Source organism: Allomuricauda ruestringensis DSM 13258 (assembly GCF_000224085.1).
Taxonomy (GTDB): Bacteria; Bacteroidota; Bacteroidia; order Flavobacteriales; family Flavobacteriaceae; genus Flagellimonas; species Flagellimonas ruestringensis.
In genome coordinates, this window is the sequence record NC_015945.1 from 302952 (window position 1) to 324072 (window position 21121).

General features: G+C 41.6%; 23 protein-coding genes. 17 read left to right on the forward strand and 6 right to left on the reverse strand.

What is annotated here, in order from left to right; translation table 11 throughout:
* Nucleotides 1-10 precede the first annotated feature (10 nt).
* Entirely contained in the window at nucleotides 11-304 is a 294-nt protein-coding gene (locus tag MURRU_RS01450) for a cell division protein ZapA (protein WP_014031631.1), read from the reverse strand.
* Between the two features lie 14 nt (nucleotides 305-318).
* Entirely contained in the window at nucleotides 319-612 is a 294-nt protein-coding gene (locus MURRU_RS01455) for a hypothetical protein (RefSeq protein ID WP_014031632.1), read from the reverse strand.
* 169 nt (nucleotides 613-781) lie between these two features.
* On the opposite strand from MURRU_RS01455, the gene MURRU_RS01460 reads away from it, so the two are divergent.
* Nucleotides 782-2473 carry a M23 family metallopeptidase gene (locus MURRU_RS01460; RefSeq protein ID WP_014031633.1) on the forward strand — a complete coding sequence of 564 codons (1692 nt, stop codon included), beginning with the start codon at nucleotides 782-784 and terminating at the stop codon, nucleotides 2471-2473.
* A gap of 212 nt (nucleotides 2474-2685) precedes the next feature.
* A complete protein-coding gene (locus MURRU_RS01465; protein ID WP_014031634.1) occupies nucleotides 2686-3333 on the forward strand; it encodes a hypothetical protein in 648 nt (215 codons plus the stop codon).
* A 2-nt stretch (nucleotides 3334-3335) separates the two neighbouring features.
* Here MURRU_RS01465 and MURRU_RS01470 read toward each other — a convergent pair whose 3' ends face one another.
* The gene (locus MURRU_RS01470; protein ID WP_014031635.1) at nucleotides 3336-4484 is read right to left on the reverse strand and encodes a cysteine desulfurase family protein; all 1149 of its coding nucleotides are present in this window, start codon (nucleotides 4482-4484) and stop codon (nucleotides 3336-3338) included.
* A 110-nt stretch (nucleotides 4485-4594) separates the two neighbouring features.
* Between MURRU_RS01470 and MURRU_RS01475 the strand changes: the two genes are divergently transcribed.
* Complete coding sequence (locus MURRU_RS01475) at nucleotides 4595-5116, forward strand: hypothetical protein (RefSeq protein WP_014031636.1); 522 nt, start codon at nucleotides 4595-4597, stop codon at nucleotides 5114-5116.
* Here MURRU_RS01475 and MURRU_RS01480 read toward each other — a convergent pair.
* Nucleotides 5113-5655: a Smr/MutS family protein gene (locus MURRU_RS01480; RefSeq protein ID WP_014031637.1), complete on the reverse strand. Its 543-nt coding sequence runs from the start codon at nucleotides 5653-5655 to the stop codon at nucleotides 5113-5115. The two genes, MURRU_RS01475 and MURRU_RS01480, sit on opposite strands and share 4 nt — an antisense overlap.
* Nucleotides 5656-5666: 11 nt before the next feature.
* On the opposite strand from MURRU_RS01480, the gene MURRU_RS01485 reads away from it, so the two are divergent.
* From MURRU_RS01485 to MURRU_RS01495, 3 genes are read left to right on the forward strand one after another with little or no spacing between them, the layout of a single operon-like run.
* Entirely contained in the window at nucleotides 5667-6047 is a 381-nt protein-coding gene (locus MURRU_RS01485) for a DUF2752 domain-containing protein (protein ID WP_014031638.1), read from the forward strand.
* A gap of 12 nt (nucleotides 6048-6059) precedes the next feature.
* The gene (locus MURRU_RS01490) at nucleotides 6060-6383 is read left to right on the forward strand and encodes a CCC motif membrane protein (protein WP_014031639.1); all 324 of its coding nucleotides are present in this window, start codon (nucleotides 6060-6062) and stop codon (nucleotides 6381-6383) included.
* A 10-nt stretch (nucleotides 6384-6393) separates the two neighbouring features.
* Nucleotides 6394-6705: a CCC motif membrane protein gene (locus MURRU_RS01495; RefSeq protein ID WP_014031640.1), complete on the forward strand. Its 312-nt coding sequence runs from the start codon at nucleotides 6394-6396 to the stop codon at nucleotides 6703-6705.
* Here the strand turns inward: MURRU_RS01495 and recQ are convergent.
* Complete coding sequence (gene recQ / locus MURRU_RS01500; RefSeq protein ID WP_014031641.1) at nucleotides 6702-8903, reverse strand: DNA helicase RecQ; 2202 nt, start codon at nucleotides 8901-8903, stop codon at nucleotides 6702-6704. The two genes, MURRU_RS01495 and recQ, sit on opposite strands and share 4 nt — an antisense overlap.
* Nucleotides 8904-9088: 185 nt before the next feature.
* Between recQ and MURRU_RS01505 the strand changes: the two genes are divergently transcribed.
* The 4 genes from MURRU_RS01505 to lptB are packed head-to-tail and all read left to right on the forward strand — an operon-like array spanning nucleotide 9089 to nucleotide 12034.
* On the forward strand, nucleotides 9089-10054 hold the full coding sequence (locus tag MURRU_RS01505) for a KpsF/GutQ family sugar-phosphate isomerase (RefSeq protein WP_014031642.1): 966 nt from the start codon (nucleotides 9089-9091) through the stop codon (nucleotides 10052-10054).
* Entirely contained in the window at nucleotides 10054-10893 is an 840-nt protein-coding gene (tatC, locus tag MURRU_RS01510; protein ID WP_014031643.1) for a twin-arginine translocase subunit TatC, read from the forward strand. The genes MURRU_RS01505 and tatC overlap by 1 nt, the downstream gene beginning before the upstream one ends.
* Nucleotides 10886-11236, forward strand: a complete 351-nt coding sequence (locus MURRU_RS01515) for a carboxymuconolactone decarboxylase family protein (RefSeq protein ID WP_014031644.1) — start codon at nucleotides 10886-10888, stop codon at nucleotides 11234-11236. Before tatC ends, MURRU_RS01515 begins: the two co-directional genes overlap by 8 nt.
* A 57-nt stretch (nucleotides 11237-11293) precedes the next feature.
* Nucleotides 11294-12034: an LPS export ABC transporter ATP-binding protein gene (gene lptB / locus MURRU_RS01520; RefSeq protein WP_014031645.1), complete on the forward strand. Its 741-nt coding sequence runs from the start codon at nucleotides 11294-11296 to the stop codon at nucleotides 12032-12034.
* A gap of 2 nt (nucleotides 12035-12036) precedes the next feature.
* On the opposite strand, the gene MURRU_RS01525 is transcribed toward lptB, so the two are convergent.
* Complete coding sequence (locus MURRU_RS01525; RefSeq protein WP_014031646.1) at nucleotides 12037-12762, reverse strand: CDP-alcohol phosphatidyltransferase family protein; 726 nt, start codon at nucleotides 12760-12762, stop codon at nucleotides 12037-12039.
* A 102-nt stretch (nucleotides 12763-12864) separates the two neighbouring features.
* Here MURRU_RS01525 and MURRU_RS01530 point away from each other — a divergent pair, with 102 nt between their 5' ends.
* From MURRU_RS01530 to secA, 7 genes are all read left to right on the forward strand, one after another.
* Nucleotides 12865-14034, forward strand: a complete 1170-nt coding sequence (locus tag MURRU_RS01530) for a lipoprotein N-acyltransferase Lnb domain-containing protein (RefSeq protein WP_041801208.1) — start codon at nucleotides 12865-12867, stop codon at nucleotides 14032-14034.
* A 21-nt stretch (nucleotides 14035-14055) separates the two neighbouring features.
* Nucleotides 14056-15927, forward strand: coding sequence for an ABC-F family ATP-binding cassette domain-containing protein (locus MURRU_RS01535; protein ID WP_014031648.1), 1872 nt, complete (start codon nucleotides 14056-14058; stop codon nucleotides 15925-15927).
* 61 nt (nucleotides 15928-15988) lie between these two features.
* On the forward strand, nucleotides 15989-16426 hold the full coding sequence (locus tag MURRU_RS01540; RefSeq protein ID WP_148261461.1) for a hypothetical protein: 438 nt from the start codon (nucleotides 15989-15991) through the stop codon (nucleotides 16424-16426).
* 17 nt (nucleotides 16427-16443) lie between these two features.
* Nucleotides 16444-16605, forward strand: coding sequence for a hypothetical protein (locus MURRU_RS17865; protein ID WP_014031650.1), 162 nt, complete (start codon nucleotides 16444-16446; stop codon nucleotides 16603-16605).
* Nucleotides 16606-16659: 54 nt separating this feature from the next.
* Complete coding sequence (locus tag MURRU_RS01545; protein WP_014031651.1) at nucleotides 16660-17220, forward strand: cob(I)yrinic acid a,c-diamide adenosyltransferase; 561 nt, start codon at nucleotides 16660-16662, stop codon at nucleotides 17218-17220.
* A gap of 122 nt (nucleotides 17221-17342) precedes the next feature.
* A complete protein-coding gene (locus MURRU_RS01550; RefSeq protein WP_013551418.1) occupies nucleotides 17343-17567 on the forward strand; it encodes a DUF2795 domain-containing protein in 225 nt (74 codons plus the stop codon).
* Between the two features lie 134 nt (nucleotides 17568-17701).
* Nucleotides 17702-21064: a preprotein translocase subunit SecA gene (secA, locus tag MURRU_RS01555; protein WP_014031652.1), complete on the forward strand. Its 3363-nt coding sequence runs from the start codon at nucleotides 17702-17704 to the stop codon at nucleotides 21062-21064.
* The last annotated feature ends 57 nt before the right edge of the window (nucleotides 21065-21121 follow it).

The following is a 21121-nucleotide window of genomic DNA, read 5'->3' on the forward strand; positions in this document are numbered from 1 at the left end:
TTAAAAGAACTTATTCTCCCAATTTGGAGTGAACCAATTCATCCAAGGCCCTGAGGCGCTGCATGGCGGCCTCCGCATTTTCTGAACGGTCTATTCCACCTTGCTCAATTTTGGAAGCAAATTGCAAGGCACACATGGCCAAAACATCCTGCTTATCCCGAACGGCATAGTTTTGCTCAAACTTTTTTGCCAAATTTTCTATATTCTTGGCCGCTTTTCGCAACCCTTCCTCTTGCTTGGGGTCAATCGTTAAAGGATATACCCTGTCGGCAATGGAAAGCTTTATTTTGAGCTTCTCGTCCATAATCTCGGTATCCGTTAATCCGCCAACTTGGCTATGCAAACATCAAGTTCGCGAATCAATGTATTTATTTTGAGCTTAGCTTCTGTTTTACTACTAGTATTACCACCCAGCATTGTGTTCGCCATTTTCAGGGAGTCATATTTTTCTTCCCATTCTTTCAGAGCACTCTCTTTGAGTTCGTTTTTCTCCTTTTGAAGTTCCAATTCCTGTTTTAGTTTGGCATTCACTTGGTGCAACAGCTCCATTTTGTGCAGCAGTTTGCTCACCTTGTTCTCCAAAGAATCCACAATCTCAACAAGTTCGCTCATATATGCAAACAACAATACGTATTACACAAAGTTAACCAACCTAGCACAACCTCGCAATACTTTTTGGATTTATTCTTAAAGCTTTGCTTGAAGTGCTGATGGGTTATCTTAAATCTTTTTTATCAAATAAAAACATTGGTTACTTTCGTAAGGAAATATTGATTTTTATATGCGCCACAACTTTTTTTTAGTCCTTTTTTTTACTGTATTATACCTACCTGCCCAAAAAAAATATCCTCAAGGTGAATTTCGCCCCCCTTTGGACATTCCCTTGGTTTTGGCCGGAACTTTTGGTGAGCTTCGTTCCAACCACTTTCATTCGGGAATGGACATTAAGACCCAACAACGGGAAGGACTGCCGGTTTTTGCCATTTCCGATGGCACGGTAACACGCATTAAAGTTTCGCATTGGGGCTATGGGAAGGCCCTGTACGTAGCACACCCCAATGGATATACCTCGGTATATGCGCATCTTAAAAAATTTGGCCCGGAAATAGAGGAGTATGTAAAGAAAGTACAGTACGAGAAGCAGTCCTACGAAGTAGAAATGTTCCCGGATTACGGTGAGTTAAAGGTTGCCAAGGGCAGTACAATTGCTTTCTCTGGAAATACGGGTGGTTCCGCGGGGCCCCACCTCCATTTTGAAATACGAAGCAGCGTAAGCGGCAAACCTACCAACCCCCTGCTCTATGGTTATGAAGTAAGGGATGCGACTGACCCAACCTTGTCGGGACTATATGGCTACCCTTTGTCCGAAGGCGCCTTGATCAACCAAAGTGCTGAGAAAATCCAGTTAAATTACACAAGGCAGTCCGATGGTTCTTTTTTGGCCGATAAAGTAACCGCCATTGGCACTATTGGTTTTGGCATCGATACTTTTGACCGTTTGGACATGGCCGCGAACAAAAATGGGGTATATGCCGTTAAGCAATCGGTAAATGGCAGGGTATTTTCCGAGTTCGACTTTGAATCTTTCTCCTTTGGAGAAACACGATACATTAACACACTTATTGATTACGCTCATTTTTATGACCATCGGCGGCGTATCCAAAAATGTTTTAAGGAGCCCTACAACCATTTGAGCATCTACAAATCACTTTACAACGACGGTAAAATCAATGTGGAAGAAGGAATGTCCTACAACGTGGAATTGTACATTTCCGATATGGCCGGAAACACCACCAAGCTAATTATTCCAGTTGAAGGGAAACGAGAGGAAGAAAAAATCAGTAAAATTGATGACACCACAGATGATTTTGTGATTGCAGACAAACCCAACAACTTTGATCTGGGTGCTGCCAAAGTGTATTTCCCCGCCAGTACATTTTATGAAGATTTCTTCATCAATCTGGAAAAAGGGAACGATACCATCACCGTGCACGACAATAGTATAGCGGCACACCGAAATTTCACCATCAGCTTTGATCCTTCAAAATATTCGGCTGAAGAAAAAAAACAACTATTTATTGCGCATTTGGATAGTGGAATGAGGCCTACTTATTCCAAAACTTATAAACGTGACGGTTCTTTTACAACCCGAACTCGCACATTGGGGACCTATACCTTGGTCAGGGATAGTATTGCTCCTGAGATACGGCCCAAGAATTTTAAGGAAAAGCAATGGTTGAGCAACTATAGTTATTTGAGCCTCTCCATTTCGGACGATCTTAGCGGTATTGATACCTATTCGGCCACCTTGAACGGAAAATGGATTTTGATGGAGTACGAACCCAAGACCAATACCATAACATACAATTTTGACGACAATATCTCCAACGAAACGGAATGTGAGCTAAAAGTTACGGTTACCGACAATGTGGGCAATTCTACAACCTATACAGGCACTTTTTTCAGGAAATAGCGTTATTTTTGCAAACGTAAAATCGCCTAGACCGATTTCCTAAAAAATTAATCAACTACCTCGGGGTAACCCCATGAGATATTCAAACGAAAAAAATTTAATCCATTTTGACGTAGAACGTCGAGGAATCAAACCCTCAATGAGGGATTCAAACTCAACTTTTTATAAGCTTCGGCCAATTAACTCCCGAATGTTTAGCTAAATAAAATTTGATGAAAAAAATTGTCTTTGTTTTTGTTCTTTTTGCTTCGACCCTAACCATGGCGCAAAAAAACATTTATGAGAGCATACGGTTTGATGAATACACCAATGACCATGAAACTTTGGCGATTGTACCCTTTATAGCCCATTTGGAACTCAAAAAAGCCGTGAACAGGGATGAGCTAAGCATATTGGCCGAAAAAGAAGGGTACGCGGTACAGAATGCATTGGAAACCTATTTTTCCAAACGAAAAAAGCGGAAGAAGTTCAGTGTGGATTTCCAAAACATTAGGAACACGAATGCCATTTTGGCCCAAAATAATATCAACTACGACAATATTGACACCTACACCACCCAAGAATTGTGCGAAATTTTGGATGTTGATGGAATTATCAGTGGCAACCTAAACCTAAATATTTTACTTTCCGAGGGCGTGCCCACCGATTTCAGTATTTTGGATTACTTCAGCGGAGATGCCAATTATGGCCGCATTGGGGTAAAAATAAGTGATGGCGAAACCGGGAAATTGCTTTGGAAATATGAAAACGAAATCTCCAAGAAAACAGGTAAAAACACCACGGAGCTCATCGACAAAATGATGAAAACCGCATCCAGAAAATTTCCTTACGACAGAGAAAAGCGTAGGAACAGAAACTGATTTTAACTGTTCGCAAATTCCTTTAATACCTCAACGACGTAGTCGAGTTCTTCCTTAGTATTGTAGATGGAGAAAGAAAAGCGCAGACTTGGCTTTTCCAGCTCCTCACCGGACAGAATCTCGTTAAGTACATGCGAACCTTGGTTGCTTCCCGATTGGCATGCACTACCTTTGGAGCAGGCAATTCCCTTCATATCCAAATGGAACAAGAGCATCAACCCTTTTTGTTTGTCAAACGGCAAGCGGATATTGGCCAAGGTATAGGTGCTTTTTTCCAAATCACCCGAAAATCCATTGCATTTGGCTCCCGGAACTTCCTTTAAAACTTGGTCTACAAAATACTTTTTAAGCTCTTTTACGGTTTTGGTCTCCTCTTCCAAGTGCTCGTAAGCCCTCACAAAAGCTTCTTCCAAGCCTACAATGTTATGAAAAGGCTCTGTACCCGCTCTAAAACCCCTTTCTTGGGCTCCACCAACAATCAATGGTTTTAATCCAGAATTTTTTCTGATAAAGGCAAACCCGATTCCTTTGGGCCCATGGAATTTGTGGGCTGCAGCTGTCATAAAATCAATGTTTATAGCCTGTGCATCCCAAGGATAATGTCCAATGGACTGAACAGTGTCCGAATGGAAAAGTGCATGGTTTTCTTTGCAAAGCTCACCAACAGCCCCTATATCCGTAATATTGCCAATCTCATTGTTCACATGCATTAAACTCACCAACTTCTTGGAATCGTCTTTTTTGAGCAACTCCTCCAAATGTGCAAGGCTGGGGCTGCCAAATTCATCTAAATTCACATACCAAACATTGGTATTGTGCTCTTTTTCGAGCTCTTCCACGGTATGCAGCACGGCATGGTGCTCTATTTTGGAGGTAATAATGGTCTCAACCCCCAAATCCCTAACTGCACATCGCAAAATCATGTTATCAGCTTCGGTTCCCCCCGAAGTAAAAATGATTTCCGAGGGTTGCGCATTCAAGGTTTTGGCAATGGTTTTTCTTGCTTGCTCTACGGCGGTTTTTGCCGACCTTCCAAAACTGTGTGTGGAAGATGGATTGCCATAATGCCGTGCAAGAGCTTCTTGCATACATTGAATAACCTCTTCCCTTACCTGCGTTGTAGCAGCATTGTCCAGATACACTTTTTGCATGGTTGAGTTCTCTTTTTAACAGGGGCAAAAATACGGGAAATAAAGTTAATTTCTTTTAAAGTAGATCTTAGTATTGGCGTATTATAATGGAATTGCTTTAAATTTGGTGCATGAGAAAATTTATCTTTTCAATTCTTACTTTGGGTTTGCTATTTTCTTGCAGTGATGGCGACCTTCAAATTGAAACCATTGATTTTGACAGTGTTTCCATTCAATATTGCGCTGCCCCGGTTAGGAACGCAGGAAATCTGATGTTTAAAATAAATGAGGGCGAAGCCCTTATTTTACAACTGCAAAGTGGGGTCTTGAACAATGGTATCGTTGGAGATACCATTACTACGGAAAGCACTGTTCCCGGTCAATCTCAAGTTACTTACAGGGTTTTCTCAGATGCTGTGGACAATGATTATTTCTGTGATGATATTCCAGTGGTAGAACCAACTGTTATTGACGAAGTTGTTGCAGAAGATGGGATGGTGATTGTTGAAACCATGTTGGCCGATAACGACAGCACCCTTTTTGTACACAATATTAGCCTGAGCGGAATATCTTTTGTTACTGGCAACGGAGAACGCATTACCAATTTGGCCATAAACGAGTTTGGCGAGGTGACCACCACCGTTCCCAATTAGCTGTTCTGATAAATATAAACCTCGGTGGCACCTAGTCCGTATTTCTGATACTCGGCATCGTAAAATTTCACATTGTCGTACTTCTTGAACAAGTAGTGCAATTCCTCTTTTAGAACACCTTCACCTACCCCATGGATAAACACTACTCGTTGGATGCGTTTTCGTATCGCAAAATCCAATTGCCGTTTGGCCGTGTCCAATTGAATGTTCAGCATGTCGTAATTACTCATTCCCTTACTGGACTTAACCAATTGATGAATGTGTAGGTCCACCTCCATTTTGGGAGCGCTGCGCTCTTTGGGTTTTATGGTCGGTGCTTTTCTTCTTTTGGGCAGTTCCTTTTCTTTTTTGATTTTGGCCACCTCATAATTAGTAACAGAAATATTGCCTTCGATTTTAACAAGGTCGCTGATTGTATATTGCATGGGAAAACCATCATCGGTGATAAGAGTCACCCTGTCACCATCTATTTTTTGTACAATTCCTGCAATTGCTTCGTCCAATACCTCTGCCCTATCTCCAATAGAAAATTTGCCCATAATTAATATCTGTGGTAAAAAATGATGTAAAAATTAAACCTGAATACAAAAATAATAGTATTTTTCGGGCACTACAGCCTATGATGAACCTAACACCAACCATAAACGCCTTTAGTTTAGAAAACTACATGCTACCGTGCCTCAATAAAAAAATTTTGGGTGTGGATTGCCCGGGTTGTGGGTTGCAACGATCCGTTGATTTGTTGTTGCATGGTGAGTTTGTGGCCGCTTTTCAAATGTATCCGGCTATTTATACCATTATACCTCTGTTTGCTATGGTCATTAGCAATAAAGTATTCAATTTAAAGGTAGATAACCGATTGATCACTGGCTTAGGTGCAGCAACTGTAGCTCTAATTTTAATAAATTATATAATCAAATTTATCCACTAAACATTTTTAACCATGGAACAAAAAAATCTACCTAATGTAACCATCGCCCTAGTTTTGGCCATTTTATCATTCCTCTGTTGCTGTTTTGGAGGAGCACCTGGTCTTATTTTAGCTGGAATAGCATTCTTTTTAGTCAAAAAAGATGAAAAAACGTATGCTGAGAATCCAGAGATATACAAGAATTACAGTACGTTAAAAACAGTTAGGATACTTGCATTAATAGGCATGGTCATAGGATTACTTTATCTATTATATACTTTATGGTCGATCAACCAAATGGGAGGCTGGGAAGGCTACATGGAAAAAGTCCAAGAAATGACGGAACAATATCAATAAACACAAATAAATGAACCAACAACCCTTACCCGGGGCGAGCACCGTGTTGACAATGGGGATTCTCTCCATTGTTGGCACCTTGTTTTGCTGTGGCCCATTTGGTGCTATATTTAGCATCATAGGATTGGTGAAAGCCAAAACTGCCAACCAATTGTACCAACAAAACCCAGAAAATTACACCGATTACAGCAATGTAAAGACAGGTAAGATATTATCCTACATTGGATTGGCCTTGTCCTTGATTTATTTAGTACTGTCCATCCTTTACTTTGGACTTATAGTTGCAGCGATAACAACAGGTGAGTTGAGTGGCGAATTTTAATTCGCCACTTCACTTATAAATTTTAGACGGTACAAGCGGAGCTCTTCGTCTTCGTAATCGCCCTCGAACTCTTCAATGGCAGCAGAAATGGAGTCTGTTTCTGCTTCCAAAAAGTAATCGTGGATTTCTTCTTGTTGGTCCTCGTCCAAGATTTCATCTATCCAGTAGCCAATGTTCAACTTGGTGCCGCTGAATACGATTTGTTCCATCTCTTTTATAAGTTCTGGCAGTTCCAATCCTTTGGCAGAGGCGATATCATCCAACGGTAATTTTCTGTCCACACTTTGAATCACATAAAGTTTTAGTCCAGAGTTGGCCCCGGTACTCTTCACCACAAGGTCATCTGGCCTTATAATATCATTTTCATCCACATATTTGGAAATCAGATCTACAAAGGCTTTCCCATATTTTTTTGCTTTTCCCTCGCCAACCCCTTGAATATTTATCAACTCTTCCATGGTTACAGGGTATTTTAGCGACATATCCTCCAAAGATGGGTCTTGAAAAACTACAAATGGAGGCACATCCCGTTGTTGTGCCTCTTTTTTTCGGAGGTCACGAAGTAGTTTCAATAAATTGTCATCCGCAACAGCCCCGTTAGATTTCTGGGCCGTAACAATATTTCCGGTATCTTCTCTGGAGTAGACATGATCCTTCGTCATCATAAATGATTCTGGATTTTCCAAGTACTTTTCACCCAATTTGGTTAAATGAAGAATCCCGTATCGTTCAATTTCCTTTTTCAAAAGCCCAGCAACCAGAACCTGCCTGGTCAAGGCCATCCAAAATTCCTTGTCATTGTCCTTCCCTATTCCGAAAAAGCTTTTTTCATCGGTTCTATGCGAGGATATCATGGCATTGGTTTTACCAATCAAAACCTTGACAATTTCTTTGGTCTTGAATTTTTCTTTGGTATCTCTCACCACAGTCAAAAGTTTGACTACTTGTTCCTTGGCTTCTTCTTTAGGTTTGGGGTTTCTGGAATTATCGTCCATGTCGGCTCCTTCCCCGTTCTCCTCATCAAAATCTTCACCGAAGTAATGCAGAATAAATTTTCTACGGGACATGGATGTCTCGGCATAAGCTACAATTTCTTGCAATAAAGCATTGCCGATTTCTTGCTCCGCTACGGGTTTACCTGACATAAATTTTTCCAGCTTTTCCACATCTTTATAGGCGTAATAGGCCAAACAATGTCCCTCGCCCCCATCTCTTCCGGCACGTCCGGTTTCTTGGTAATAGCTTTCAATACTTTTGGGAATATCGTGATGAATTACAAAACGCACATCAGGTTTGTCTATCCCCATTCCGAAAGCAATGGTGGCCACAACCACATCAACCTCTTCCATTAAGAACATATCTTGATATTTGGAACGGGTTTTGGCATCGAACCCGGCATGATAGGGAACTGCGCTTACGCCGTTTACCTGAAGTACCTGGGCCAATTCTTCTACCCTTTTGCGGCTTAAACAATATATAATTCCGGATTTCCCTTGATTTTGCTTTACAAAACGAATAATATCGGCATCTACATCCTTGGTTTTGGGACGTACCTCATAGAACAAATTGGGTCGGTTAAACGATGCCTTGAAAACTTTGGCATCCGTCATACCCAAATTTTTGATGATATCCTCTTGCACTTTGGGTGTAGCCGTAGCGGTAAGACCTATAATAGGAATGTTGTCCCCAAGTCTGTTTATAATGCCCCGAAGGTTTCGGTATTCCGGTCTAAAATCGTGCCCCCACTCCGATATACAGTGGGCCTCGTCCACCGCAACAAAGGAAAGTTTCACATTTTTGAGGAAATCCACATTTTCTTCCTTCGTCAAGGATTCCGGGGCCACATAAAGCAATTTGGTAACACCTTTGGTAATATCTTCTTTAACCTGCCTTACCTCTGTTTTGGTCAGGGAAGAGTTCAATACATGTGCAATACCATGCTGTTCGGATATTCCCCGTATGGCATCGACTTGGTTCTTCATCAGGGCGATCAAAGGAGAGACAACAATCGCTGTTCCTTCTTCCATAATTGCCGGCAATTGATAACATAGGGATTTTCCTCCGCCCGTTGGCATAATCACAAAAGTGTCGTTGCCACTAAGAATATTCTGGATTACATCTTCCTGTAATCCTTTAAATTTTGAGAAACCAAAATATTTTTTGAGCGAGGAGTGCAAATCGGTGTTCATTAGGCTCATTTCCGCATTTTCAATTTGTTACAAGCAGCCTAAAAGGCAGTTGAAGCTTTTATTTTAAACCATTCAAATACAGATGAATCTATTCTCACTTCTAGAATAGTCTGTAAAAGATAGTTTGATTAGTTTTGTAATCTTAAATATAAGACATTCTTTTAGGAATACAATCAGTTAATCGGTTAATTACATTGAGCGAGATTAAGTCAATTTTATCCATAGCCAAGCGGACCCTTGAAATAGAGAGCAAGGCCGTAGCAAATTTGATTAGTCTGTTGGACGACCAATTTGCACATGCAGTACAGTACATTTTGGAATCGGAAGGAAGGGTTATTGTTTCCGGAGTGGGCAAGAGCGCCATTGTGGCCTCCAAAATTGTAGCAACATTGAACTCCACGGGGACCCCGGCCATATTTATGCATGCCGCGGATGCCATTCATGGCGATCTGGGCACTATCCAACAAAACGATGTGGTCATCTGTTTGTCACAAAGCGGGAACACTCCAGAGATCAAAGCTTTGCTTCCTTTAATTAAAGTAGGAAAGCACAAGCTTATCGGTATCACGGGAAACATGGATTCCGTATTGGCCAAACAGGCCGACTTTGTCCTGAACACCTATGTTGAAAAAGAGGCTTGCCCCAATAATTTGGCGCCTACCACCAGTACTTCGGCCCAAATGTCCATGGGCGATGCACTTGCTATCAGTCTATTAGAACTAAAGGGATTCAGCAGTTCCGATTTTGCCAAGTACCACCCTGGCGGTGCATTGGGAAAGAAGCTATATTTGCGCGTTGCAGACATTGTGGTGAAAAATCAAAAACCACAAGTTGACATTAACTCGGACATTAAAGAGGTTATCGTAGAAATATCCGAAAAAATGTTGGGTGTTACCGCCGTAATGGACAAGGACAAAGTAGTCGGCATTGTAACTGATGGAGATATCCGAAGAATGTTGAGTAAATATGATAATATAAATGGACTTACCGCAAGGGACATTATGACCTCCAATCCCAAAACAATAGATGTGGATACTTTGGCCGTAAAGGCCCTAAAACTATTGCAGGAAAAGAGCATATCCCAATTATTGGCCTTTGACGGCGACACCTATGCCGGAGTGGTCCACATCCATAACCTTATAAACGAGGGAATCCTATAATGGCTAAAAGAGAAAGAAAAAATCCGGATGAAATGTCCTTTTTGGATCATTTGGAAGAATTGCGTTGGCATTTGGTGCGCTCCACTTTGGCAGTTGTGATCATTGCTTGTTTTGCCTTTGTATTCAGGGGCTTTATTTTTGATACCATATTATTCGGTCCCAAGAACATGGACTTTCCTACCTATCAGTTCTTTTGTAACATCGGAAAGTTTTTTGGGGTAGATTCCGAATTCTGTGGCGATTCAATGCCGTTTACCATTCAGAGCCGTTTGATGGCCGGACAGTTCTCCGCACATATCTGGACATCCATCTGGGCGGGGGTAATCCTTGGATTTCCTTATATTTTATGGGAATTGTGGAAATTCATCAGCCCTGGGCTTTACGAGAAGGAAAGAAAACATTCCAAAGGATTCATCATTACAGCCTCTGGATTGTTCTTTCTTGGCGTACTGTTTGGATATTATATCGTGGCTCCTTTATCCATCAACTTTTTAGGGTCGTACCAAGTCAGTAAAGAAGTATTGAACGAAATCGATCTTGCTTCCTATATCGGAACGGTAAGGGCTTCGGTGATTGCCTGTGGAATCATGTTTGAATTGCCCATCGTTATTTTCTTTTTGACCAAAGTTGGATTGGTAACCCCCGAAATCCTAAAGAAATACAGAAAAATAGCCTTGGTAATCATTTTGATACTATCCGCAATCATCACACCTCCGGATATAACCAGTCAAATTATTGTATGTATACCCGTACTTATTTTGTATCAGGTGAGCATATTCATTTCCAAAATGGTAGTTAAAAACGAAGCAAAAAAAGAGAAAGCCAGAAACAATGCCTAATAAAGTAGAAGAGTTCAATGCCTATCGTGCTAAAATGAACGATAAGCTGCTTGCAGAGAACAACAAGCTCATAAAACGTATTTTTAATCTGGACACCAACGCCTTTATGGAAGGTGCCTTGGATGTCAAAACCAAAGAATTATTGGGATTGGTCGCCTCTGCGGTACTCCGTTGTGATGACTGCGTAAAGTACCACTTGGAAAGCTCCAAAGAAGCCGGTGCCAACAAAGAAGAGGTTATGGAAACCTTGGGCATCGCCACTTTGGTGGGGGGAACCATTGTAATACCACATTTACGGCGCGCCTACGAGTATTGGGAAGATTTGGAAGAGAGCGAAGCCTAAAAAAAACCAAAAGACCATACGGCAGAAAAAGAATATGTTTAGTTTTGGCAAGTTCCTATGAAGCTACGCGCAGAAAATATAATGAAGGCCTACCGTGGCCGAAAAGTTGTTAAGGGCATATCCCTTGAAGTAAACCAAGGTGAAATTGTTGGGCTTTTGGGCCCCAACGGAGCGGGTAAAACCACTTCGTTCTACATGATTGTCGGGCTGATAAAACCCAATGGTGGGAATATTTACTTGGACGGCACCAATATTACCAGTTTTCCCATGTACAAAAGGGCACAGCACGGTATAGGTTATTTGGCGCAAGAAGCTTCCGTTTTCCGAAAACTCAGCATAGAAAAAAACATCCTCAGTGTGTTGCAGCTCACCAACATGAGTAAAAAAGAACAACACATGAAAATGGAATCCCTGATTGATGAATTTGGCTTGGGACACATCCGTAAAAACCGCGGAGATTTATTGTCTGGAGGTGAGCGCCGCCGCACCGAAATTGCACGAGCATTGGCCACCGACCCCAAATTTATTTTACTGGATGAACCTTTTGCCGGGGTAGATCCCGTAGCCGTGGAGGATATTCAGCGTATTGTAGCCCAGTTGAAGAACAAAAACATCGGTATTTTGATTACCGACCATAACGTACAGGAAACCTTGGCCATTACCGAACGCTCTTACCTAATGTTCGAAGGTGGTATCCTAAAAGCGGGGATTCCCGAAGAACTCGCTATGGATGAAATGGTGAGAAAAGTGTATCTGGGGCAAAACTTTGAGCTAAGAAAAAAGAAGCTGGATTTTTAAAACTACTTTTCGGAAGGCATCAGCAAAGAAGCCAAAACATAAAAGAGAATTATCACAGGTATCGCCAAAAAACGAAGCGTTAGCAGCATTACCAAGCTCCCGATAATGAACAAGTAACGAATTCCATTGTCCTTAAAGCTCTTGTTTTTGAATTTCAAGGCAAATAGTTTGATGGGGGAGTTCAATAAGTAAGAGCTCAAAACCGTCAAAACCACCAAAAACCAAGGGTTTAGGATGATGTTGTTCAGTTCTTCGCTGTTATGGTACAGAAGAATCATTGGCAACGACAAAATCAAAAGTGCATTAGCAGGTGTTGGCAGCCCGATAAATGAGGATACTTGATTTTCATCTATATTAAACTTGGCCAATCGGTAGGCCGAAGCCAAGGTTATGGCAAAACCAACAAAAGGCAACAACGTAATTTCTGCATCGTGACCAATAAATCCAAGGTTCCATCCACCTCGTTCGGCCATGCTCAACAATTGAAACATCACCACGCCTGGAACCAAACCGCTTGTAATTACATCGGCCAACGAATCTAGCTGCACCCCTACCTCACTCTGCACATTAAGCGCCCTAGCTGCGAGACCATCAAAAAAGTCAAAGAAAATCCCGATAAACACAAAAAGTACGGCCCACTCCAAATGATTTAGCACTGCAAACACCGTGGCAACACAGCCGCTCAACACATTGAGCAAGGTTAAAAAATTGGGAATATAGGACTTCATATAACTAAGATTTCCGTAAAAATAAAGGAAAAATTAAACTGTGGGCAACGTATGGCATACCGAGTCGTTTTTATTCTGATATTTGCTTTGATAAAAATCAGAATGAGACGAAAGCTCCATCTATTACTTTTTTTCTTGATTATCGGGAAATTCCTTTTTTCCCAAGCCCCAGAACTCACCGAAAATTCAAAGATAAGCTTGCTTACCTGTGCTGCGGGTGATCAACTTTATTCCGCTTTTGGACACACAGCTTTCCGTGTACAGGACCCCGCCCTCGGCATCGATGTGGTCTACAATTACGGTACTTTCGATTTCAATCAACCTAACTTTTATTTGAACTTCACCAAGGGTAGAATGATATATTCCCTTTCCCGCAGAAATTTTGAAACCTTCCTTTACGAATACGAACTGGAAAAAAGATGGGTAAAAGAGCAAATTTTGGACCTGAATCTGCAACAACGCAACCAGCTTCTAGCTTTTTTTGAAGAAAACTATCTGCCCGAAAATCGGGATTACCCCTATGACCCGCTATTGAACAACTGCTCCAGCATTACGGGCGATATTTTAAAAGAACAATTCGGAGATGACGTTGTTTTTGACGACTCCCATCTCGAAAAACGATACACGTTCCGCCAATTGGTACGTCAATTTATGGATGTGAACACTTGGTCCATGTTTGGGATTGACTTGGCTTTTGGGTCACCTGTTGACAGAAAGGCCACCGTTCTAGAACATATATTTTTGCCCTACTATGCCATGGAGCAACTGCGAAACACCACATTGGATGGGGTACCTTTGGTAAAGCGAGAACGTACCATTTTGGATTACAGCGAACACACGCAACGAAGTTTTTTTCCACTATCTCCGCTATTTTGGTTCATTTTGCTAATGGCTTTCACTGGAATAATCACCTATTTTGATTACAAACACAAAGCACGTAGCCGCTGGTTGGACTTTTCGCTCTTGTTTATAACAGGTTTTGCAGGAACCTTCCTGTTCTTGCTTTGGGTAGCGGCAGATCATACCTCTACTCCATACAATTACAATATTTTATGGGCATTCCCCATAAATATCATAGTTGCCTTTGCCCTGGTGGTACAAGATAAGGTGCCACAATGGGTTTCAAAATATTTATGGTCCACCTTGGTGTTGATAGGCATTGTGTTATTGCTTTGGATAATTAAGGTTCAGATTTTTTCTCCTGTGCTTATTCCGTTACTTTTGACCCTGGCCATCCGATACCTGTACATGATCAAGTATTCCAAATTATAGGCTGGTCCGTAAACAACACCCATGAACTTATTAACGGTCGAAAACATATCAAAATCGTATGGGGAGCTGGTGCTCTTCTCCGGTATTTCTTTTGGAATCAACAAGGACCAAAAGATAGCGCTCATCGCCAAAAACGGGAGTGGAAAAACATCTATTCTCAATATCATGGCAGGTAAAGATACCTCCGAGACGGGCCAAGTGACCACCCGAAAAGGCATCAAGATTTCATTTTTGGAGCAAGAACCCGATTTGAACCCCAATTTGACCATTGAGGAAACCATTTTTACTACCGACAGTGAAATACTAAAAGTGATTTCCGCTTACGAAAAAGCTGTGGAGAATCCAGAGGATACCGATCAATACCAAAAGGCTTTTGAGGCCATGGAACGCCACAATGCATGGGATTTTGAAACGCAGTACAAGCAAATCCTTTTTCAATTACAGCTTTCCAAACTCGATGCCAAAGTGAGTACGCTTTCTGGCGGACAAAAGAAACGCTTGGCCTTGGCCAATGCCCTGCTCAACAAACCCGATTTATTGATTCTGGATGAGCCCACCAACCATTTGGACCTTGAAATGATCGAATGGCTGGAAGCTTATTTTGCCAAAGAGAGCATTACCTTGTTTATGGTAACGCACGATCGTTATTTTTTGGACAGGGTGTGCAATGAAATCTTGGAGCTGGACAACAATCAACTGTATACCTACAAAGGCAACTATTCCTACTACTTGAATGAAAAAGACGCCCGAATGGAGCGTGAAGCGGTGGAACAGCAAAAATCCAAAATGCTGTACAAAAAGGAGTTGGATTGGATGCGGAGACAACCTAAGGCCCGTACTACAAAATCCAAATCACGGATTGATGATTTTGCAGAGATAAAACAACGCGCCCACCAGCGTCGCCAAGAGCATGAGGTTCAACTGGAACTGAACATGGAACGTTTGGGCAGTAAGATTTTGGAACTTCACAATATTTCCAAATCCTATGGTGATAAAACCATTTTGGATAAGTTCGATTACAACTTCACCAAAGGTGAACGAGTCGGAATCATAGGAAAAAACGGAACCGGAAAATCCACATTTTTAAATATCCTCACACAACAAGAAGACATTGAAGGTGGCAAAGTTGTGGTTGGAGATACCGTAAAATTTGGATACTACACCCAAAAAGGAATTCTTGTTAAAGAAGGACAAAAGGTTATCGATGTTATTCGAGAGTACGGGGATTACATCCCTTTAAAAAAAGGACGTCAAATTTCTGCGCAACAATTATTGGAGCGTTTTCTTTTTGACCGTAAAAAACAGTATGATTTTGTTGAAAAACTAAGTGGTGGCGAACGGAAACGCTTGTATTTATGCACCGTTCTTATCCAAAACCCCAATTTCCTTATTCTGGATGAGCCCACAAACGATTTGGACATTGTTACCTTGAACGTACTGGAAAGTTTCTTGTTGGATTTCCCCGGATGTTTGATCGTGGTCTCCCACGACCGCTATTTTATGGACAAAATTGTGGACCATTTGTTTGTCTTCAGAGGTGAAGGGGTTGTGGAGGACTTTCCCGGCAACTACTCCGATTACCGAATCTATGAGAACAGTAAAGTAATCGAGAAACGGGAAAACAAGACCGGTTCTTCAGAAAAAACGGAAAATAATTGGAGGGACACCAGCGGAGGTAAACTTTCCTATGCAGAGCAAAAGGAATACAAGCAACTGGAAAAGGACATTCAAAAACTGGAAGAGAAGAAAAGTTTACTCCAAAATAAATTTACCGACCCCGAGTTGGATGGAGATGAAATTGCAGATTTATCCATTGAACTAAAAGAGATCACGGGCGCCATTGAAGAAAAAACGGAGCGCTGGTTCGAACTTTCTTCCATAATAGAGGGGTAGAATGTGGTTCCAATTTATTTCATATTTAAAATTTCTAGCGAAATCCACCAACCAACATGGAGTGCACTCTCCTTTTGTGTTCAGTTATGTGACCCAATGCCTCTATTCCAAAAAAAGGCTTCACAGGAACAAAAGCATCAATGTGCTGCTCAAGACCATTGCATATTTCAATTTTGAAAGTATTTCGGTAAATAATAAATCCATCAGGGAATTGGTCAAACAAAATTTTCCCGAGGTACAGTTTGATAAAAGCACTGTTGACCTCCTTTTTATGAACGAATTGAGTGCTTCCAGCTTTGAAAAAATACTTTCCGAAAAAAAATTGCACAACGACAGTCTTATTCTAATCGATTCAATTTATGCAAATCGACAAAATTTAGCACAATGGCACCAGTTGATTGCCCTACCAGAGATTACGGTAAGCATCGATATGTATTATTGCGGACTTATTTCCATCAGAAGGGAGCAGGTAAAGGAACATTTCAGGATTCGGATTTAAAATGGTAATTTTAGCTTATGGAAAATATAGCATCAGATAACACCATTTGGTATGTATTGGCCGTTTTGGGGCTCATTTATTTGATCATTTTGTTCAGAAACAAAAAAGTGAGAAAACGCAGGAAGTCCCGAAGGTTTATGGAAGGTAAAAGACAACACGATAAAAACAAAGAGCAATGAGCAATGGACAATAGTTAGGCATACTGACTACTAACCACTGACCACTGAGAAATAATGAAGATATATACCAAAACTGGAGATAAGGGCACCACAGCATTATTTACAGGAACCCGCGTACCCAAACACCATGTTCGTATAGAAAGTTACGGCACCATAGATGAGCTCAACTCTTATTTAGGTCTTTTGCGCGATCAAGAGATGGACGAACATTCCAAAGAAACGCTAGCCTTGATCCAAGAAAAACTTTTTACCGTAGGTTCCATATTGGCCACAGAGCCCAAAAAAGATAAAAGACTCAAAATTCCACGTATAAGTTCGGAGGATATCGAATTTTTGGAAAAGGAAATGGACAAAATGAACGAAGATCTTCCGGAAATGACACATTTTATCCTTCCGGGAGGACACACCACCGTGTCATACTGTCATATCGCCAGAACGGTTTGTCGCCGTGGCGAACGTATGATTTCCTATCTACATGAAAATGAGCCTGTACCGGACAACGTACTCTCTTATATTAACCGCCTTTCGGACTATTTGTTTGTATTGGCACGTAAATTGTCAAAAGACTTAAAAGCTCAAGAAGTCAAGTGGATTCCTGAGAAGTTGGACCGATAAAATCGTTTTTTTATCATAAATGTTTTGTAAACAACAAAATAATTTTTAAATAATAGTGTTTTTACTTGGCAAATTGAGTTTAAAAATTACTTTTGCAAAAAATTATAAATCAAACCGTTACTATGTACTGGACGTTAGAACTAGCTTCATATTTAAGTGATGCGCCTTGGCCAGCAACCAAAGACGAACTGATAGATTATGCGATTCGAACAGGAGCGCCGTTGGAAGTTGTAGAAAATTTACAATCGATGGAAGAAGAAGGAGGCGAGATTTACGAGTCCATCGAAGAAATTTGGCCGGATTATCCCACCGAAGAGGACTACCTCTGGAATGAGGACGAATATTAAATCCGAAAAAACAAACCCCGTTAAAAAGTCTCATTTGAGGCTTTTTTTTATGTAATTTTGACAGCCTAGCAAAAGTATTCCATCGTAATCCCATCAATGGAACAGCTTTTGACAATCAAAAGAAAAAACATTTCATGAGTTTTATTAATTCCGTACTTAAGGTATTTGTAGGAGATAAATCGGAGAAGGATGTAAAATCGTTACAACCTTTGGTGAATGAGATAAAATCCTTTGAGCAACAACTGGAAGGATTGTCACATGATGAACTGAGACAAAAAACTATTGCCTTTAAAGCAAGAATAACAGAGGACTGCAAAGAAATCAACGATAAAATTGCCGAGCTAAAAGAAGAAGTAGAAAATTCCAACGACATGGATCGTAACGAGGAAATCTACTCCGAAATCGACAAGCTCAACGAAGAGGCCTATGCGATTTCAGAAAAAACGCTCAACGATTTACTGCCCGAGGCATTTGCCGTAGTCAAGGAAACTGCCAAGCGATTTGCCGCCAACGAAACGCTTACGGTCACGGCCAGCGAATTCGACAGGGTACTTTCCGGAGACAAAGATTACGTTTCTTTGGACGGAGATAAAGCAGTTTGGCTAAATTCATGGGATGCAGCAGGAAAAGAAGTAACCTGGGATATGGTGCACTACGATGTGCAACTTATCGGGGGTATTGCCCTGCATCAAGGAAAAATTGCAGAGATGCAAACGGGTGAAGGTAAAACCTTGGTGGCCACGCTCCCACTCTACCTCAATGCATTGGTAGGAAAAGGCGCCCACTTGGTAACCGTTAACGATTACCTTGCCAAAAGGGATAGTGCTTGGATGGCACCTATATTTGAATTCCATGGCCTTTCCGTGGATTGTATTGACAAGCACAGACCCAACTCCGATGGAAGAAGGGCCGCCTACAATGCCGATATTACCTACGGAACCAATAACGAGTTCGGTTTTGATTACCTGCGCGACAACATGGCGCATACCCCGGACGATTTGGTACAGCGCCCACACCATTACGCCATTGTGGATGAGGTGGATTCTGTTCTTATTGATGATGCACGTACACCGTTGATCATATCCGGTCCCGTACCCGAAGGGGACCGCCACGAGTTCAACGAACTCAAACCGCAGGTATCCGACATTGTTCAAAAACAACGTCAGCATTTAACAGGGGTATTGGCCGAGGCCAAAAAATTGATTAAGGAAGGAAACACCAAAGAAGGTGGTTTCTTGTTGCTTCGCGTTCACCGAGGGCTGCCAAAAAACAAAGCACTCATCAAGTTTTTGAGTGAAGAAGGTGTGAAACAATTGCTTCAGAAAACCGAAAACTTCTATATGCAGGACAACAATAGGGAAATGCCCAAAGTGGATGAAGACCTGTTGTTTGTGATTGATGAAAAGAACAATCAGATAGAACTTACCGATAGAGGTGTAGAGCATATCTCAACTGACCAAGACAAGGAATTTTTTGTGATGCCCGATATTGGTAGCGAGATAGCCAAAATCGAGAACCAAGACCTGGATATTGAAAAAGAAGCAGAGCTTAAAGAAGAACTCTTCAAGGATTTTGCCGTAAAAAGCGAACGCATCCATACCATGACCCAATTGTTGAAAGCCTACACCCTCTTTGAAAAAGATGTGGAGTACGTGGTGATGGACAACAAAGTAATGATCGTGGATGAGCAGACCGGTCGTATTATGGATGGCCGTAGATACTCGGACGGACTGCACCAAGCCATTGAGGCCAAGGAGAACGTGAAAATCGAGGCGATGACCCAGACTTTTGCGACAGTTACGCTGCAAAATTACTTTAGGATGTACAACAAGCTGTCCGGTATGACAGGGACAGCGGTTACGGAAGCAGGGGAATTCTGGGAGATTTATAAGTTGGATGTAATGGAAATTCCAACCAACAGACCCATCGCCCGTGACGACAGACATGATTTGATCTACAAAACCAAACGGGAGAAATACAATGCCATCATCGATGAGGTGACGAAAATGTCGCAAGCTGGCAGACCTGTTTTGATCGGTACCACATCCGTTGAAATTTCGGAATTATTGTCCAAATTATTGAGTGTACGCAAAGTTCCACATAACGTACTGAACGCGAAACTCCATAAAAAAGAGGCGGACATTGTAGCCGAAGCGGGGAAAGGCGGTATTGTAACCATTGCCACCAACATGGCCGGTAGGGGTACCGATATTAAACTATCCCCAGATGTTAAGGAAGCTGGTGGTTTGGCCATTATTGGTACGGAGCGCCACGATTCCAGACGTGTGGACAGACAGTTGAGAGGTCGTTCCGGACGTCAGGGAGACCCAGGTAGCTCGCAGTTCTATGTTTCTTTGGAGGACAACCTGATGCGTTTGTTCGGGTCGGACCGTGTAGCCAAAATGATGGACCGCATGGGCTTGGAAGATGGTGAAGTTATCCAGCATTCCATGATGACCAAATCCATAGAACGTGCTCAGAAAAAGGTTGAAGAAAACAACTTTGGTATCCGTAAGCGTTTGTTGGAGTATGATGATGTAATGAATGCCCAGCGTGAAGTAATCTATAAAAGAAGAAGACACGCATTGGAAGGCGAGCGCTTAAAGGTGGACATTGCCAATATGATCTACGACACTTGCGAAGCCATTGCGGAGACCAATAAAATGGCCGATGATTACAAGAACTTTGAGTTCGAGCTCATCAAATACTTCTCCATCACATCACCTATCAGCGAAGAGGAGTTCAAAAAAATGAGCTTTCAGCAAATCGCGAACAAAATTAATGATGAGGCCTACGATTTCTACAAACAGAAAATGGAGCGTAGTGCCACAGTTGCATTCCAGGTCATCAAAAAGGTGTACGAGGATGAGGCCAACAAGTTTGAACGTATCGTAGTTCCCTTTACGGATGGCATCAAATCCTTAAATGTAGTGACCAACCTGGAGAAGGCCTACAACACGAACGGTAAGCAATTGGTCACTGATTTTGAGAAAAACATCACACTGGCCATTATTGATGATTCTTGGAAAACACACTTGCGTAAAATGGACGAGTTGAAACAGTCCGTGCAATTGGCTGTTCACGAACAAAAAGATCCGTTATTGATCTATAAGTTTGAGGCTTTTGAACTTTTCAAGGAAATGATCGACAAAGTGAACCGAGAAGTAATATCCTTCCTTTTCAAAGGAGAATTGCCATCGGAGAACACATCCCATATCCAAGAAGCCCGCAACGTTCGGAGACCAAAGGAAAAACTTCAGACCACAAAAGAAGAAATTCCGAACAGCGACGAATTGGCAGCACAAAACAGAGCAGCTGGACAAACGCAAGGACAACGTCCTCAGATAACAGAAACCATTGTGCGGGAAAAACCGAAAATTGGCAGAAACGAAAGGGTTACCATTAAAAATGTAATGTCCGGGGAAAGCAAAACGTTAAAATACAAACAGGCCGAACCCCTGATAGACAAAGGAGAATGGGTTCTGGTCAACGACTAGAACAACACAAATAAAGCTTTTAAAGGTGGCAGTTATTAAAGCTGCCACTTTTTTTAT

What these genes read in the sequence shown, in the direction of transcription:
- MURRU_RS01450 (WP_014031631.1), bottom strand. Translation starts at nt 304, where the DNA reads ATGGACGAGAAGCTCAAAATAAAGCTTTCCATTGCCGACAGGGTATAT.
- MURRU_RS01455 (WP_014031632.1), bottom strand. Translation starts at nt 612, where the DNA reads ATGAGCGAACTTGTTGAGATTGTGGATTCTTTGGAGAACAAGGTGAGC.
- MURRU_RS01460 (WP_014031633.1), top strand. Translation starts at nt 782, where the DNA reads ATGCGCCACAACTTTTTTTTAGTCCTTTTTTTTACTGTATTATACCTA.
- MURRU_RS01465 (WP_014031634.1), top strand. Translation starts at nt 2,686, where the DNA reads ATGAAAAAAATTGTCTTTGTTTTTGTTCTTTTTGCTTCGACCCTAACC.
- MURRU_RS01470 (WP_014031635.1), bottom strand. Translation starts at nt 4,484, where the DNA reads ATGCAAAAAGTGTATCTGGACAATGCTGCTACAACGCAGGTAAGGGAA.
- MURRU_RS01475 (WP_014031636.1), top strand. Translation starts at nt 4,595, where the DNA reads ATGAGAAAATTTATCTTTTCAATTCTTACTTTGGGTTTGCTATTTTCT.
- MURRU_RS01480 (WP_014031637.1), bottom strand. Translation starts at nt 5,655, where the DNA reads ATGGGCAAATTTTCTATTGGAGATAGGGCAGAGGTATTGGACGAAGCA.
- MURRU_RS01490 (WP_014031639.1), top strand. Translation starts at nt 6,060, where the DNA reads ATGGAACAAAAAAATCTACCTAATGTAACCATCGCCCTAGTTTTGGCC.
- MURRU_RS01495 (WP_014031640.1), top strand. Translation starts at nt 6,394, where the DNA reads ATGAACCAACAACCCTTACCCGGGGCGAGCACCGTGTTGACAATGGGG.
- recQ (WP_014031641.1), bottom strand. Translation starts at nt 8,903, where the DNA reads ATGAGCCTAATGAACACCGATTTGCACTCCTCGCTCAAAAAATATTTT.
- tatC (WP_014031643.1), top strand. Translation starts at nt 10,054, where the DNA reads ATGGCTAAAAGAGAAAGAAAAAATCCGGATGAAATGTCCTTTTTGGAT.
- MURRU_RS01515 (WP_014031644.1), top strand. Translation starts at nt 10,886, where the DNA reads ATGCCTAATAAAGTAGAAGAGTTCAATGCCTATCGTGCTAAAATGAAC.
- lptB (WP_014031645.1), top strand. Translation starts at nt 11,294, where the DNA reads ATGAAGCTACGCGCAGAAAATATAATGAAGGCCTACCGTGGCCGAAAA.
- MURRU_RS01525 (WP_014031646.1), bottom strand. Translation starts at nt 12,762, where the DNA reads ATGAAGTCCTATATTCCCAATTTTTTAACCTTGCTCAATGTGTTGAGC.
- MURRU_RS01530 (WP_041801208.1), top strand. Translation starts at nt 12,865, where the DNA reads ATGAGACGAAAGCTCCATCTATTACTTTTTTTCTTGATTATCGGGAAA.
- MURRU_RS01535 (WP_014031648.1), top strand. Translation starts at nt 14,056, where the DNA reads ATGAACTTATTAACGGTCGAAAACATATCAAAATCGTATGGGGAGCTG.
- MURRU_RS17865 (WP_014031650.1), top strand. Translation starts at nt 16,444, where the DNA reads ATGGAAAATATAGCATCAGATAACACCATTTGGTATGTATTGGCCGTT.
- MURRU_RS01545 (WP_014031651.1), top strand. Translation starts at nt 16,660, where the DNA reads ATGAAGATATATACCAAAACTGGAGATAAGGGCACCACAGCATTATTT.
- MURRU_RS01550 (WP_013551418.1), top strand. Translation starts at nt 17,343, where the DNA reads ATGTACTGGACGTTAGAACTAGCTTCATATTTAAGTGATGCGCCTTGG.
- secA (WP_014031652.1), top strand. Translation starts at nt 17,702, where the DNA reads ATGAGTTTTATTAATTCCGTACTTAAGGTATTTGTAGGAGATAAATCG.